The sequence below is a fragment of the Streptomyces sp. AA1529 genome (genome assembly GCF_000280905.1).
In the GTDB taxonomy this organism is placed as follows: Bacteria; Actinomycetota; Actinomycetes; order Streptomycetales; family Streptomycetaceae; genus Streptomyces.
Window position 1 is genome coordinate 57,316 of record NZ_ALAP01000019.1, and the last position, 13,678, is coordinate 70,993.

Here is a 13,678-nt window from a genome sequence, read left to right on the forward strand (position 1 = left end):
GGTGGAATGTGTCGCGCGGAACGGCGAGTAGTGCGCCCTGCTGCGCATTAAGTGCATTTGTGAACTCACTCGTCCGGAGCATCCGGCCCCGTCTGGGAAGATGGGCACGACGATGACGTCGTTCCGTTGAGCCGAAGCCGGATCACCACGCACCCCCAAGGAGCGGTCTCATGCCCATCGCAACCCCCGAGGTCTACAACGAGATGCTCGACAGGGCGAAGGAGGGCACGTTCGCCTACCCCGCCATCAACGTCACCTCGACGCAGACGCTGCACGCCGCGCTCCGCGGCTTCGCCGAGGCGGAGAGCGACGGCATCGTGCAGATCTCCACGGGCGGGGCCGAGTTCCTGGGCGGGCAGTACAGCAAGGACATGGTCAGCGGCGCGGTCGCGCTCGCCGAGTTCGCGCACATCGTCGCCAAGAAGTACCCGGTGAACATCGCCCTGCACACCGACCACTGCCCCAAGGACAAGCTCGACGGCTACGTCCGCCCGCTGCTGGCGGTCTCCCGTGAGCGGGTCGAGCGGGGCGAGAACCCTCTCTTCCAGTCCCACATGTGGGACGGATCCGCCGAGACCCTCAAGGACAACCTGGCGATCGGCCAGGAGCTGCTCGCCGAGGCGGCCGCCGCCAAGATCATCCTTGAGGTCGAGATCACCCCGACCGGTGGCGAGGAGGACGGCGTCACCCACGAGATCAACGACGAGCTGTACACGACGGTCGAGGACGCCGTCCGCACCGCCGAGGCGCTCGGGCTCGGCGACAAGGGCCGCTACCTGCTCGCCGCCTCCTTCGGCAACGTGCACGGTGTCTACAAGCCGGGCAACGTGGTGCTCCGCCCCGAACTGCTCAAGGACCTCCAGCAGGGCGTCTCCGAGAAGTTCGACAGGCCCGCGGGCAGCCAGCCGTTCGACTTCGTCTTCCACGGCGGCTCCGGCTCCACCGAGGAGGAGATCGCCACCGCGCTGCAGAACGGCGTGGTGAAGATGAACCTCGACACCGACACCCAGTACGCCTTCACCCGGCCGGTCGCCGCGCACATGTTCAGCAACTACGACGGTGTGCTGAAGATCGACGGCGAGGTCGGCAACAAGAAGGTCTACGACCCGCGGAGCTGGGGCAAGGCCGCCGAGAAGGGGATGGCCGAGCGCGTCCTGACCGCCTGCGGCAACCTCCGCTCCACCGGCACCCGTATGAAGTAGCCCGCGCCCGTTCGCGACGCCCCCGCGCCCGCCCGCGACGCCCCGCGCGGGCGCGGCACGCCCCGCCGCGGTACCCGCGACGGCCCGCGACCTCCCGGAAGGCCCCCGGTACGCCGGGGGCCTTTCCGCGTCCGGGCGCGGGTGGGGCGGCGCGGTGTCCGCTGCGCGGACAGGTACAGGCACACTGGGGCCATGGCCATTCACGAGAACCTGCTCGGGGGTCCGCCCCCGACCCACCTCCCCGACGACCCCGGGCCGCGCGAGCTGCTCGCCGCCGGGACGGCGCCCTCCGAGGTCGCCGCGCAGTACCCCACCTCGTCGCTGGCGTGGGCGCAGCTCGCCGACGACGCGTTCGAGGCGGGCCGTGTCGTGGAGTCGTACGCCTACGCGCGCACCGGCTACCACCGCGGGCTGGACGCGCTGCGCCGGAGCGGCTGGAAGGGGCACGGGCCCGTGCCGTTCGAGCACGAGCCCAACCGCGGCTTCCTGCGTGCGCTGCACGCCCTCGCGCGTGCGGCCGAGGCGATCGGGGAGCAGGATGAGTACGAGCGCTGCTCCTCCTTCCTGAAGGAGAGCTCGCCCACCGCTGCCGCGACCCTGGGCTGAGCCCGCGGCCGGTGGCCGGCGGGTGCACGGCGGCGGTGAGGGTGCCTGCGTACAGCCGGTGACCTTGCCGCCGCCGCCGCGTAGCGCGCATGATGCCCAGTGGGCCCGTGGGGGCCCGAGGGGACCGGGGCTCCGATGTCTATCCGGAAGGGGCGGACCGCTACCCGGAAGCACAGTGAGTGGAGACAGCGATGTCACACGACCCCGATGCCCCGGTACTGGATTTCGCGGGCACCACACCCTACGAGGACTATGTCCGCGCGGACGTCCTCACCCACCTCCAGGAGCCGCTCTCCGACGATCCCGGGGAGCTGGCGTTCCTCGTCACCACCCAGGTGATGGAGCTGTGGTTCACCGTCATCGTGCACGAGTGGCAGACGGCCGCCGCGGCGCTGCGCCGGGACGACACCGAGGGCGCGCTGGCCGCCCTGAAGCGCTCCACCCACGAGCTGCGGTCGCTCAACGCCTCCTGGGAGCCGCTGGCGCATCTCACCCCCGCCCAGTTCAACGCCTACCGGGCGGCGCTGGGGGACGGGTCCGGTTTCCAGTCCGCGATGTACCGGCGGATGGAGTTCCTGCTGGGCGAGAAGTCGGCCTCCATGCTGGTGCCGCACCGCGGGGCGCCGCGGGTGCACGCGGAGCTGGAGAAGGCGCTCCAGGAGCCGAGCCTCTACGACGAGGCGCTGCGGTTCCTGGCCCGGCACGGCGCGGAGGTCCCCGAGGCGGTGCTGCGCCGCGACGTCGCCGCCCGGTACGAGCCCGACCCGGGAGTCGAGGCGGTCTGGGTGCGTGTCTACGCGGGCGACCCGGGCGCCGCGGCGCACCGGTTGGGGGAGGCGCTGACCGAGGTCGCCGAGCTGGTGTGGCGCTGGCGCAACGACCATCTCGTGGCCACCCGCAGGGCGATGGGGGCCAAGGTCGGCACCGGCGGCTCGTCCGGGGTCGCCTGGCTGGAGAAGCGGGCGGCCAAGCAGGTCTTCCCCGAGCTGTGGACGGCACGCAGCCATGTCTGACCGCGGACCCGCCGAAGCGTCGGAAGCGCCGACCGCCCGGGGCCCGGCCGCCGAGGGCCCGGCCGCCCGGGGCCCGGCTGCCGAGGCACTCGCCGCGGAGGCACAGGCCCTGGACGCCGCAGACTCGCTCGCCGCGTTGCGGGAGCGGTTCGTGCTCGACCCCGCCACCGTCTACCTGGACGGGAACTCCCTGGGCGCGCTGCCCAAGGCCGTCGAGGCGCGGCTCGCGGACGTCGTCTCCCGCGAGTGGGGCCGGCTGCGGATCCGCTCGTGGGCGGAGTCCGGCTGGTGGACGATGCCGGAGCGGGTCGGCGAACTGGTGGCGCCGCTCGTCGGCGCCGGGCCGGGGCAGGTCGTCGTCTCCGACTCGACGAGCGTGAACCTCCTCAAGGCGCTGGTCGGCGCGGTCCGGATCGCGCGGGAGCAGGCCCCGGACCGGGGAGAGCTGCTGGTGGACGCGGCGACCTTCCCCACCGACGGCTACATCGCCGAGTCCGCGGCCCGGCTCACCGGCTGCACGGTGCGCGCCGTACCGCCCGAGGAGGTGCCCGCCGCGCTGGGCCCGCGCACCGCCGCCGTGCTGCTCAACCACGTCGACTACCGCACCGGAGAGCTCCGCGCGCTGCCCGCGCTCACGTCCGCCGCGCACGCGGCGGGGGCTCTGACGGTCTGGGACCTGTGCCACAGCGCCGGTGCGCTGCCCGTGGACCTGGACGCGCACGGTGTGGACTTCGCAGTGGGCTGCACGTACAAGTTCCTGAACGGCGGGCCCGGGTCGCCCGCCTTCCTCTATGTGCGCGGCGCCCTGCAGGAGCGGTTCGACTCCCCGCTGCCCGGCTGGAACTCGCACGCCGACCCGTTCGCCATGGCGCCGGACTACACGCCCGCGAGCGGCGCGGTACGCGGCCGGGTGGGCACCCCCGACATCCTCTCGATGGCGGCGCTGGAGAGCTCGCTCGGCGTCTGGGACGGGGTGCGGATCCGGGACGTGCGGGCGAAGTCGCTGGCGCTCACGGACTTCTTCCTGCGCTGCGTCGCCGCCCATGCGGCCGGCGGCGCGCTCGGTGTCCGGTCCCTGACACCGGCCGAACACGCCCGGCGCGGCAGCCAGATCGCGCTGCTGTGCGATCCGCCGGAGCAGGCGGAACCGGTGATGCGGGAGCTGATCGCGCGCGGTGTCGTCGGGGATTTCCGCCGCCCCGGTGTCCTGCGCTTCGGGTTCACCCCGCTCTACACTTCGTTCCGGGACGCCGAGCGCGCCGCCCGCGTCCTGGGCGAAGTGATCGGGGGAGCACGATGAGCCAGGACGAGGAGAAGGCGCTGCTGGCCCTCCCGGCGGCGCCTCCGGAGCGCCAGGAGCGGTACGGGCCGCACCCCTCGCAGGTCGTCGACCTGTACGGGGAGGGCGCGAGCGGTGGCCGGGTGGTGCTGCTGCACGGCGGCTTCTGGCGCGAGCAGTGGGACCGCAGCCATCTGTCGCCGTTCGCCGCGGCCCTGGCGGGCCAGGGCATACCGGTGGCGCTGGTCGAGTACCGCAGGGTGGGCGGAGGCGGCGGCTGGCCCGCGACCGCCGAGGACGTCGGTGCCGCGCTCGACCTGCTGGGCGCTCCGCCCAGCGTGCTGTTCGGCCACTCGGCGGGCGGACACCTCGCGCTGTGGGCCGCGGCCGCGCGGGAGCGGGCCGCCGGGCGGGTGGTGGTGGCGGCGCCGGTCGCCGACCTGGAGCGGGCCCATGCGACGCGGCTGAACGGCGGAGTCGTCTCGGACTTCCTCGGGGGCGAGGAGCGGGTCGCCGCGGCGCTGGCGGAGGCGGACCCGATGCGGCTGCTGCCCCGCACGCCGGTGGAGATCCTGCACGGCACCGCCGACCAGGAGGTGCCCATCGAGCTGTCCCGCCGCTACGCCAACAACTGGGGCGCCCGGCTGCACCTGCTGCCCGGCGTGGGCCACTACGCGCCCATCATCCCGCGCACCCCGGCCTTCGACGTGCTCGTCAGGTCGCTGCGCTAGCCCCCGGGCCCCACCCGTCCGCATCCGCGGCGCACCCGCGTCCGGCCCCGCGCGGGGCGCGGGGCCGGAGCAGGCGGGCGCGCGGGGCGCCCTGCTGAGCGGCGGACTCAGTCGAGCTCGAGCTCGCCGATGGCGAGGCCGCTGTTGATGTGCGTCACCACGTTGTCGTGGATGTGGTTGCTCTGGAACGACTTCACGGACGTGGTGTCGTTGTCGCTGCTGCTCACTCGCGCGTTCAGGATGTGGTCGCTGAAGTCCTGCGCGTACGAGTTCCAGGAGTTGCCGGCGAAGGCGGTGCCCGCCGAGCCGAGGACGGCGGCGGTCGCCAGGACGGCGGCTGCGGTCGCGGTGCGGATGCGCATGGGTGCTCCTTGCGGGTCTGGTGCGCGGTCTCGCGCGGTTCTGGCTGTGCGTCGAGACCTCTTCCACACCACGCACCGGAACGATCATCATTAGTCCGTACGTGCCGCTCATCTACCCCGCACGGGCGCCTGCCGGCCATCCGGCACCTGAGCCGACCGGGGGTGCGGGTGGGGCCCTGCGGCCACCTCTCGCGACCTCGCCGTCGGCCTCGCGGCCGCCGCCGCCACCGCGCTCTCGCACGGTGCGGCGGCGCTGCTGCGGCCCCGGCGCGGCCGGCGGGGTCAGCGGGGTCAGCGGGCGTAGTTCTTCAGCGTCTCCGTCTCCAGCGTGAACCCGACCGGCTCGGGGAGCACCACCGCTTCACCGAAGGACGCGGTGTGCAGGTCGCGGTAGCGGCCCGCTTCCCGGTCCGGGTTGCTGTGGACGACGACTTCGTACCGGTCGCGGTCGACGAGGAGACAGACCGGGATGCCGGCTGCGGCGTACGCGGCGGGCTTCTCCTGCCGGTCGCGCCGGTCGCGCCGGTCGGTGTCGGAGTCGTAGGAGGTGACCTCCACGGTCATCAGCACACCCGCGGGATCGGCCCACTCGCCCTGGTCCGCGAAATAGTCGATGGGTACCAGGGAGCCGTCCGGGCGTGCCCTCCCCTTCCGATAGGTGCCGACCTTCAGCCCTTGGGTGGGATCCAGGTCCAGATCGGGGCGGGACTGCATGCACTGCCTCAGCAGCCACATGATGAGGGCTGCGTGAGCTCCGTCCGGCACGGCTTTCTCTCCGACATGTCCGTCGATGAACTCCAACGTGACGGTCTCGGGGGCGGTGGAGGCGAGCCGTTCGAACTCCTCCGCCGTCATGTGAGACGTGCGCTCGGCCATCACCGTCATGTTGCACCTCCTTCCAGGCGAAAGCCAGCCTCGCCCGGCCGGACCCGGCACCGGGGACGATCTTCACACTTTCACTTGCACGGGCGAACGGCGCGCGTCCCGGGCGTCGCCGAGGACGCACACGCCGACCGCCACCGCCAGGAACGCCGCGGCGGCGGCGAGCAGCGCCGTCTCGTAGTAGCCGCCGCTCATCACCTGTGCCGCGACCCGACCGGCGGCGGTGCCCGCGACCGCGGCGGCGGCCAGCCGCAGCAGCAGCCGCCCGGGAGTGGCCGCGGCCGCGGTGAGCGTGTCCCGCAGCGCGAGAGCCGCGGCCACCGCGCCGAGCAGCAGTCCGGCGCCGGCCGCCAGCGCCGGGGTGCCGAAGACGACGCCGTACCGCACGGCCAGGGCCGGGGCGAAGAACAGCAGCAGGAAGCGGCGCAGGGCGTGGCCGAGGAAGGCGACGGCGGGTCCCGCGTCCGGGCCGGTGCGCAGCCGCCGGTCGGCCGCCCGGCATCCGGCGAGGACGAGGGCGCATCCGGCGACGAAGGGCAGCCGCGCCTCCAGCCGTCCCAGGTTGTAGAGGAGCAGCGTGTCGTAGGCGAGCAGGACGAGTCCGCCGAAGGAGGCGAGGGACCCGAGGAAGAGCAGCAGCCGCCCCGCGGACAGCGGCGCCGGGTCCGGCGGGCGGCCGGGTGCTCCGCGTCGGGCCGCCGCCGCCAGCAGCGGCGGGGTCACCAGTGCGGACGCGCACCGGATCAGCAGATCGTCCGTCGTCCACGGGTTGCGCAGGTCCCATTCGACGGCGCAGAAGACCGCCGTGTACGCGAGCGCGGCGACCACCAGCAGCGGGGAGGCCAATACCTGGCGGTACAGCCGGTCGTCCAGCCAGCGCAGCACCACCGCGAAGGCCAGTAGTACGAGCGGGAGTTCCAGGGCGGCCTGGACCCGGAGCACGGAGCCGGCCAGCGCCTCGGGCCAGGGCCAGTGCGCCGCGAGCCGGGTCGGCGGCCAGTCCGCCGCGGGCAGTTCGAACCAGCCGGGCGGCAGATACCGCGCGACGAAGCCGGGGTCGCCGCCGTGCACCCGCCGGATGTACACCACGACGGCGATCTGGTTCAGCAGTACCGCGCCGACCAGCAGCCCGAGCAGCCCGAGCGGTCCCGGCACCCGGCGGGACGGGCCCGCGCCGGGCGCGGAGCGCCGCCGTCCCTGCCGGGCACCCACACCGTGCGGCGGTCCGGCGGACGGGTCGGCCGGCGGCTCGGCGCGCGGGCCGGGCAGCCACCGGGCGGTCGCGGCGAGCGGGAGCCGGGTGGCGAGGGCGAGGGCGAGGAGGACGGACACGACGACGGTGCCGTCCACGGCGAGTTGCACGCGGTGCAGCGTAGTGGCGCGCCCCGCCGCCGCACGGTCCGGGTCGTGCGGCGGCGGGCCGGCAGGCCGCGGGTGCGGGGAGCCGGCGAGCCGGGGGGCTCAGAGGAAGGAGTTGATCTCGATCGTCTCGTCGCGGCCCGGGCCGACGCCGACGGCGGAGATGGGGGCTCCGGACATCTCCTCCAGCGTCTTCACGTACGCCTGGGCGTTCTTGGGGAGGTCCCCGAAGGTCTTCGCCTTGGTGATGTCCTCGCTCCAGCCCGGCAGGTACTCGTAGACCGGCTGGGCGTGGTGGAAGTCGCTCTGGTTGTAGGGCAGCTCGGTGGTGCGCTCGCCGTCGATCTCGTAGGCGACGCACACCGGGATCTGCTCCCAGCCGGTGAGCACGTCCAGCTTGGTGAGGAAGAAGTCGGTCAGTCCGTTGACGCGGGTCGCGTAGCGGGCGATGACCGCGTCGAACCAGCCGCAGCGCCGGTTGCGGCCCGTGGTGACGCCGAACTCGCCGCCGATGCGGCGCAGCGCCTCGCCGTCGTCGTCGAACAGCTCCGTCGGGAACGGCCCCGCACCCACCCGCGTGGTGTACGCCTTCAGGATGCCGATGACCCGGTTGATCTTCGTCGGGCCGACGCCGGCGCCGGTGCAGGCGCCGCCCGCGGTCGGGTTGGAGGAGGTGACGAACGGGTAGGTGCCGTGGTCCACGTCCAGCAGCGTGCCCTGGCCGCCCTCGAACAGGACGACCTTGCCCTCGTCGATGGCGTCGTTGAGGATCAGCGTGGTGTCGGCGACGAAGCCCTTGAGCTGCTCCGCGTAGCCCAGCAGCTCCTCGGTCGCCTGCTGCGGGGAGATCGCGCGGCGGTTGTAGAGCTTGGCGAGCACCTGGTTCTTGAAGTCGAGCGCGGCCTCGACCTTCTGCAGCAGGATCGACTCGTCGAACAGGTCCTGGACCCGGATGCCGACCCGGTTGATCTTGTCGGCGTAGCTCGGGCCGATGCCCCGGCCGGTGGTCCCGATCCGGCGCTTGCCCAGGAACCGTTCCGTCGTCTTGTCGAGCGTCGCGTGATACGGCGTGATCAGGTGCGCGTTACCGCTCACCAGCAGCTTGGAGGTGTCGACGCCGCGCTCCTGGAGCCCGCTCAGCTCGGAGAGCAGGACCGAGGGGTCGACGACGACGCCGTTGCCGATGACCGGGGTGCACCCCGGCGAGAGGATCCCGGAAGGGAGGAGGTGCAGCGCGTACTTCTGGTCGCCGACGACGACCGTGTGGCCGGCGTTGTTGCCGCCCTGGTAGCGCACCACATAGTCCACGGAGCCGCCGAGCAGGTCGGTGGCCTTTCCCTTGCCTTCGTCACCCCACTGAGCACCGAGCAGCACAAGTGCGGGCACAGGCGTACACCCCTTCCGGGCGGGGCATGTCCCACGTGCGGTGGCGCCGATCGGCACCCTCGCAAGAGCCGCAGTCCGGTACCCCAGATAGAGGAAGCCCCTGGCGCAACAGCGGCAGGGGCTCTTGCACCGAGAGATTACCGAACAATTCTCCCGGGTGACGAACAGGGGAGTGCTCCGGCCCGGACGGGCGTACGAACCAGTACCGCCGCAGCACCGTGAGTACCGTCGCAACCACCGTTCGGGATCACCCGTACCACCCGTCGCAACCATCCGGATCCCTCCGGATTCATGAGGAAGGACCGTGGTGTCGGCTCCAGATTCCGCGAGGCCCCCCGCGGGCGTGGCCCGGGCCGCCGCAGGCACCTGCTCCAGGAGCTGGGAGGAGGTTCCGCTGCTCCTGGTCGTCGATCCCGTCGCCCGGCTCACGGATGCCGAGTCCGTACGCATCGCACGCGATGTGCTGCGTGCGGCGACACCGGGTCTCAAGCTGTGCCTGCCCGACGACCCCGCGCAGACGCCGCGGCTGCTGGCCCGGCGCGGCAGCAGACGCCCCGTCCTGGTCGGTGACGACCGCGCCCTGCTGCACGCGGTCCGGTATCTGCACGGGGAGCGCGCGCTGGGGGCCACGGCGCTGTCGGTGGTGCCCGTGGGCGACGGTCCCTCGGTCGCCCTGGCGCGCAGCCTCGGACTGCCGCTGGACGCGGTCTCGGCCGCCCGTGCGGTGCTGCGCGGCAACCCGCACCCCATGGATCTGCTGGTCGACGACGAGGACGGCGTCGTGCTGGGCGGGGTGCGCACCGAAGCCTCCCCGGCCGTGCGTCCGCCGCGCCGCGAGGAGCGCGCCGAGCCGGACGCGGACGGTGCCGGGCAGCCCGGGCAGTGGCGGCGGATGTACCAGGCCCTGGCGCGCACGATGCTCGCCCACGGGCGCGGGAGGGCGTCCGGGGAGCACGGCGGGCCGCCCCCGGCGGCCCCGGGGCGGCCCGTGCCGTCGTCGCCGCCCGCTTTCCGCCGGCCGCCGGTGCGCGGCGGCCAGCGGCTGCGGGTGGAGGCGGACGGCACGGTGGTGGCCGGTCCGGACCGGCCGGTGACGGATGTGACGGTGCGGACGACCGGGACCGGCGGGCTCGCCGAGGTGTCCGTCCAGCCGCTGGCGGGCACGCCGTTGCGGGTGCGGGCGCACACCGTCACGGTGTCCGCGCCGGAGGGGTTCCCGGGGTTCCGCTACCGTGCCGACGCGGACGCCGACTCCGGGGCTCCGGCGGCTCCCGCCGCGTCGCGTACCTGGACCGTGCTGCCCCGGGCCTGGCACCTGGTGCTTCCGGAGGGGTGAGCCGCTCCGGTCCGGGTCGCCCGGGTACGGGCGCGGGTGCCTGTCGCCCGGGCGCGGGTGCCGGTCATTCGGCCTGCCGGCGGGCGTGCCAGCGGTTGAGCATGTCCTCCAGACCGGTGCGCATGAACTCCAGGAACTCCGCGCTCTCCCGCACCCGGCGTCCGCCGGGCGTGTCGGCGCCGAGGTCGTCCGCGCCGGTGTTCAGGGTGCCCAGCCACCGTGCGAGGACGTGGTCGCGGCTGAGCAGGCTGGTGTACCAGACGTCCTGGTGCAGTATGTAGCGCTCGCGGCGGGAGCCGGGGTCGCGCTGCCGGGAGACCAGCGCGACCTGGGAGAGGTAGCGCACGGCCCCGGAGATGGCGGCGGGACTGGCCTGGAGCCGGTCGCCGAGTTCGGCGGAGGTGAGGGCGCCCTCCTCGGAGGCGAGCAGGCAGGCGAAGACGCGGGACGCCATGCGCTGCATGCCCGCCTCGGTGAGGTCGGCGGCGAACCGTTCGACGAAGGGGGACACCCTCGTGCGGTAGTCCGCCACCTCCGGGCGGTCCGCAGTCGTCCGGCGGTCCGCAGTCGTCCGGCGGTCCTCTGTCGCCTTGCGGTCCTCTGCCGTCCGGCGGTCCTCTGTCGTCCGGTCGTCCGCCGCGGAGTCGTCTGACACGTCTGCCCGTCTCTTCCCGTTCTTCCCGCCCAGGGGCCTGCGGAAGATCCTAACGCTTCCTTAACTTCACAAATTTGTGAAATGAGCGTAGCTTCCAAATCATGAACGCGTCCACGACCGCGACCGCCCGCCCCTCCGCGGCGCCCCCCGGCACGGCCATCTCCGTGTCCGCCCTCGTCAAGACCTTCGGCACGGCCCGCGCCCTGGACGGGCTGGACCTGGAGGTCGCCACCGGCGAGGTGCACGGCTTCCTCGGCCCGAACGGGGCGGGCAAGTCCACCACCCTGCGCATCCTGCTGGGCCTCCTGCGTGCCGACAGCGGCACCGCGCGGCTGCTCGGCGCCGACCCCTGGCACGACGCGGTGGCCCTGCACCGGCGACTCGCCTACGTACCCGGCGACGTCGAACTGTGGCCCAACCTCACCGGCGGGGAGGCCGTCGACCTGCTCGCGCGGCTGCGCGGCGGCATCGACCCGGCGAAGCGGGCCGCACTGGTCGAGCGCTTCGATCTCGACCCGACCAAGAAGGGCCGCAGCTACTCCAAGGGCAACCGGCAGAAGGTCGCGCTCGTCGCGGCGCTCGCCTCGGACGCCGAACTGCTGCTGCTGGACGAGCCGACCTCGGGGCTCGACCCGCTGATGGAGGTCGTCTTCCAGGACGTCATCCTCGAGGCGAAGGCCGAGGGCCGCACCGTCCTGCTCTCCAGCCACATCCTGTCCCAGGTCGAGAAGCTCTGCGACCGGGTCAGCATCGTCCGGCTCGGCAGGACCGTGCAGTCCGGGTCGCTCGACGAGATGCGCCACCTCACCCGCACCACCATCGAGGCGGAGGCCGACGGCCCCCTCGACGGACTCCGCGAGCTGCCCGGCGTCCACAATCTGCGGACGGAGGGCGGCCGGGCGCACTTCGCCGTCGACGGCGGACACCTCGACGCCGTCGTACGCCACCTCGGCGGGCTCGGTCTGCGCAGCCTCGTCAGCCACCCGCCCACCCTGGAGGAGCTGATGCTGCGGCACTACGGCGACGACCTGACCGGCCGCGGCCACCCGGTGCCGCACCCGGCCGCGGCCGGGGGCACCGCCGGCTCCGAGGCCGGCTCCGACGGCGCGCGGGAAGGCGGCCCGCGATGAGCACCGCGACCCGAGCCGCACCGGCCCGCACCGGGACCGGAGCCGGGCAGGACGGGCCGGGCGGCGGTGCGCTCACCGGAACCGGCGTGCTCCTCCGCTTCGCCCTGCGCCGCGACCGGGTGCGGCTGCCCGTGTGGCTGGCGGCGGTGCTCCTGGTCACCCTCTCCAGCCTCCAGCAGGCCACGGACCTGGCGCCCGACGGCCCCGCCGAGGCCGCCGACACGGCCGCGACCCTCGGCGGCCCCGCCATGCTCGCCATGACCGGCCCCGAGCACTACCTCGCCGACCCCACCCCCGCCGCCGTGCTCAGCATGCTGGTGCTCGGCTACGGCGCCGTCCTGGTCGGGCTGCTGAACGTGCTGACCGTCGTCCGGCACACCCGCGCCGACGAGGAGACCGGCATCGCCGAACTCCTCCGCTCCGGCGTCGTCGGCCGGCACGCCACCCTCACCGCGGCCCTCGCCACCGCGGCGGCCGCCGACGCGGTGCTCGGCCTGCTGCTCGCCGCTCTGCTGCCCGCCACGGGCCTCGGCGGCGCCACGGCGGGCGGTGCCCTGCTCTACGGCGCCGCGCTCACCACCGTCGGCCTGGTCTTCGCGGGCGTCGCCGCCGTGACCGTGCAGCTCTCCCCGTACGGCAGAACCGCCACCGGGGCGGCGCTGGCCGCGCTGGGCGCCGCCTACGCGCTGCGGGCCGCGGGCGACGTCGGACCCGACGCACTCTCCTGGTGCTCCCCCATCGGCTGGATCCAGCGCAGCTACCCCTTCGCCGACGACCGCTGGTGGCCGCTGCTGCCCGCACTCGCGCTGGCCGCCGGTGCCGCGGCCGCCGGATATCTGCTCAGCACCCGGCGCGACGTGGGCGCCGGACTGCTGCCGCCCCGGACGGGCCGGGCCGGAGCGTCCGCGGCCCTCACCCACCCGGTCGGCTTCGCCGTCCGGCTGCACCGCGGACTGTTCGCCGGGTTCGCCGCGGCGCTGCTGGTGCTCGGCGCGATGTACGGCTCGCTCCTGGGCGGTGTCGGGGACATGCTCAAGGATCTGGACGAGGTCCGCGAGGCGCTCCGCGAGGCGGGCGGCACGCTGGTCGAGTCATTCGCCGCCACGATCCTGCTGATCGTCGCCGTCGTCGCGTCGCTGTTCGTGGTGCTGGTCGCGCTGCGGCCGCGCGCCGAGGAGACCTCCGGGCGGGCCGAACCCCTGCTGGCCACCGGTCTGTCCCGGTCCCGCTGGCTCGGCTCGCACCTGGTGGCCGCACTGGGCCTGGGCACCCTCGTGCTGCTGCTGGGCTCCCTCTCGCTGGCCCTGACGGGCGCCGCCGCCACGCACGACGGCGACCTGGGGGTGCGGCTGCTGGGCGGCGGCCTGGCCTACGCCCCCGCGCTGTGGGTGACCGGCGGGGCCGCCGCCCTGGTGTACGGCTGGGCGCCCCGCGCGACCCCGCTGGCCTGGGCCGTCCCCGCCTACGGGTTCGGCGTCGGCTATCTGGGCGCGTTCCTCGGCCTGCCGGACGTCTTCGGCGACTTCTCCCCCTTCGGCCACGTCCCGCAGCTCCCCGCCGCGGAGCTGCGCTGGACCCCACTGGTCCTCCTGACGCTGCTGGCCGCCGCCCTGATCGCCGCGGGGCTGGCGGGGTTCCGGCGCCGGGACCTGGACTCGAAGTAGGACGGCGGGGCCTGGGGCCCGGGGCGGGGCGCGGCGGCCGGGCGGGGTGCGGGTCCGCGTGGCGGCGGGCCGG

13 protein-coding genes are annotated in these 13,678 nt (G+C 74.1%); 8 read left to right on the forward strand and 5 right to left on the reverse strand.

Features of this window, described 5'->3' with window-relative positions:
• Positions 1-170: 170 nt before the first annotated feature.
• From fbaA to A949_RS0105720, 5 genes are all read left to right on the forward strand, one after another.
• On the forward strand, positions 171-1,202 hold the full coding sequence (gene fbaA / locus A949_RS0105700; protein WP_019355045.1) for a class II fructose-bisphosphate aldolase: 1,032 nt from the start codon (positions 171-173) through the stop codon (positions 1,200-1,202).
• A 192-nt stretch (positions 1,203-1,394) separates the two neighbouring features.
• Entirely contained in the window at positions 1,395-1,808 is a 414-nt protein-coding gene (locus A949_RS0105705; protein ID WP_019355046.1) for a DUF3151 domain-containing protein, read from the forward strand.
• Positions 1,809-1,999: 191 nt separating this feature from the next.
• A complete protein-coding gene (locus A949_RS0105710) occupies positions 2,000-2,821 on the forward strand; it encodes a tryptophan 2,3-dioxygenase family protein (RefSeq protein ID WP_019355047.1) in 822 nt (273 codons plus the stop codon).
• On the forward strand, positions 2,814-4,121 hold the full coding sequence (gene kynU, locus A949_RS0105715; protein WP_019355048.1) for a kynureninase: 1,308 nt from the start codon (positions 2,814-2,816) through the stop codon (positions 4,119-4,121). The genes A949_RS0105710 and kynU overlap by 8 nt, the downstream gene beginning before the upstream one ends.
• On the forward strand, positions 4,118-4,831 hold the full coding sequence (locus A949_RS0105720; protein WP_019355049.1) for an alpha/beta hydrolase family protein: 714 nt from the start codon (positions 4,118-4,120) through the stop codon (positions 4,829-4,831). The genes kynU and A949_RS0105720 overlap by 4 nt, the downstream gene beginning before the upstream one ends.
• Before the next feature lie 107 nt (positions 4,832-4,938).
• Here A949_RS0105720 and A949_RS0105725 read toward each other — a convergent pair whose 3' ends face one another.
• From A949_RS0105725 to A949_RS0105740, 4 genes are all read right to left on the reverse strand, one after another.
• Entirely contained in the window at positions 4,939-5,193 is a 255-nt protein-coding gene (locus tag A949_RS0105725; RefSeq protein ID WP_019355050.1) for a hypothetical protein, read from the reverse strand.
• Positions 5,194-5,484: 291 nt separating this feature from the next.
• Entirely contained in the window at positions 5,485-6,078 is a 594-nt protein-coding gene (locus tag A949_RS0105730) for a Uma2 family endonuclease (RefSeq protein WP_019355051.1), read from the reverse strand.
• A gap of 63 nt (positions 6,079-6,141) precedes the next feature.
• Positions 6,142-7,437: a hypothetical protein gene (locus A949_RS0105735; RefSeq protein WP_019355052.1), complete on the reverse strand. Its 1,296-nt coding sequence runs from the start codon at positions 7,435-7,437 to the stop codon at positions 6,142-6,144.
• 99 nt (positions 7,438-7,536) lie between these two features.
• Positions 7,537-8,820 carry an adenylosuccinate synthase gene (locus A949_RS0105740; protein WP_026004374.1) on the reverse strand — a complete coding sequence of 428 codons (1,284 nt, stop codon included), beginning with the start codon at positions 8,818-8,820 and terminating at the stop codon, positions 7,537-7,539.
• 343 nt (positions 8,821-9,163) lie between these two features.
• Here A949_RS0105740 and A949_RS0105745 point away from each other — a divergent pair, with 343 nt between their 5' ends.
• Positions 9,164-10,156, forward strand: a complete 993-nt coding sequence (locus tag A949_RS0105745; RefSeq protein WP_019355054.1) for a hypothetical protein — start codon at positions 9,164-9,166, stop codon at positions 10,154-10,156.
• A gap of 64 nt (positions 10,157-10,220) precedes the next feature.
• Here A949_RS0105745 and A949_RS32620 read toward each other — a convergent pair whose 3' ends face one another.
• On the reverse strand, positions 10,221-10,811 hold the full coding sequence (locus A949_RS32620) for a MarR family transcriptional regulator (RefSeq protein ID WP_019355055.1): 591 nt from the start codon (positions 10,809-10,811) through the stop codon (positions 10,221-10,223).
• Positions 10,812-10,912: 101 nt separating this feature from the next.
• Here A949_RS32620 and A949_RS0105755 point away from each other — a divergent pair, with 101 nt between their 5' ends.
• Both A949_RS0105755 and A949_RS0105760 read left to right on the forward strand, forming a co-directional pair.
• Complete coding sequence (locus tag A949_RS0105755; RefSeq protein ID WP_019355056.1) at positions 10,913-11,941, forward strand: ABC transporter ATP-binding protein; 1,029 nt, start codon at positions 10,913-10,915, stop codon at positions 11,939-11,941.
• On the forward strand, positions 11,938-13,605 hold the full coding sequence (locus A949_RS0105760; RefSeq protein ID WP_019355057.1) for an ABC transporter permease: 1,668 nt from the start codon (positions 11,938-11,940) through the stop codon (positions 13,603-13,605). The genes A949_RS0105755 and A949_RS0105760 overlap by 4 nt, the downstream gene beginning before the upstream one ends.
• Positions 13,606-13,678 lie beyond the last annotated feature (73 nt).

Coding starts and splice junctions, on each gene's coding strand:
- fbaA (WP_019355045.1), top strand. CDS start 171: ATGCCCATCGCAACCCCCGAGGTCTACAACGAGATGCTCGACAGGGCG.
- A949_RS0105705 (WP_019355046.1), top strand. CDS start 1,395: ATGGCCATTCACGAGAACCTGCTCGGGGGTCCGCCCCCGACCCACCTC.
- A949_RS0105710 (WP_019355047.1), top strand. CDS start 2,000: ATGTCACACGACCCCGATGCCCCGGTACTGGATTTCGCGGGCACCACA.
- kynU (WP_019355048.1), top strand. CDS start 2,814: ATGTCTGACCGCGGACCCGCCGAAGCGTCGGAAGCGCCGACCGCCCGG.
- A949_RS0105720 (WP_019355049.1), top strand. CDS start 4,118: ATGAGCCAGGACGAGGAGAAGGCGCTGCTGGCCCTCCCGGCGGCGCCT.
- A949_RS0105725 (WP_019355050.1), bottom strand. CDS start 5,193: ATGCGCATCCGCACCGCGACCGCAGCCGCCGTCCTGGCGACCGCCGCC.
- A949_RS0105730 (WP_019355051.1), bottom strand. CDS start 6,078: ATGACGGTGATGGCCGAGCGCACGTCTCACATGACGGCGGAGGAGTTC.
- A949_RS0105755 (WP_019355056.1), top strand. CDS start 10,913: ATGAACGCGTCCACGACCGCGACCGCCCGCCCCTCCGCGGCGCCCCCC.
- A949_RS0105760 (WP_019355057.1), top strand. CDS start 11,938: ATGAGCACCGCGACCCGAGCCGCACCGGCCCGCACCGGGACCGGAGCC.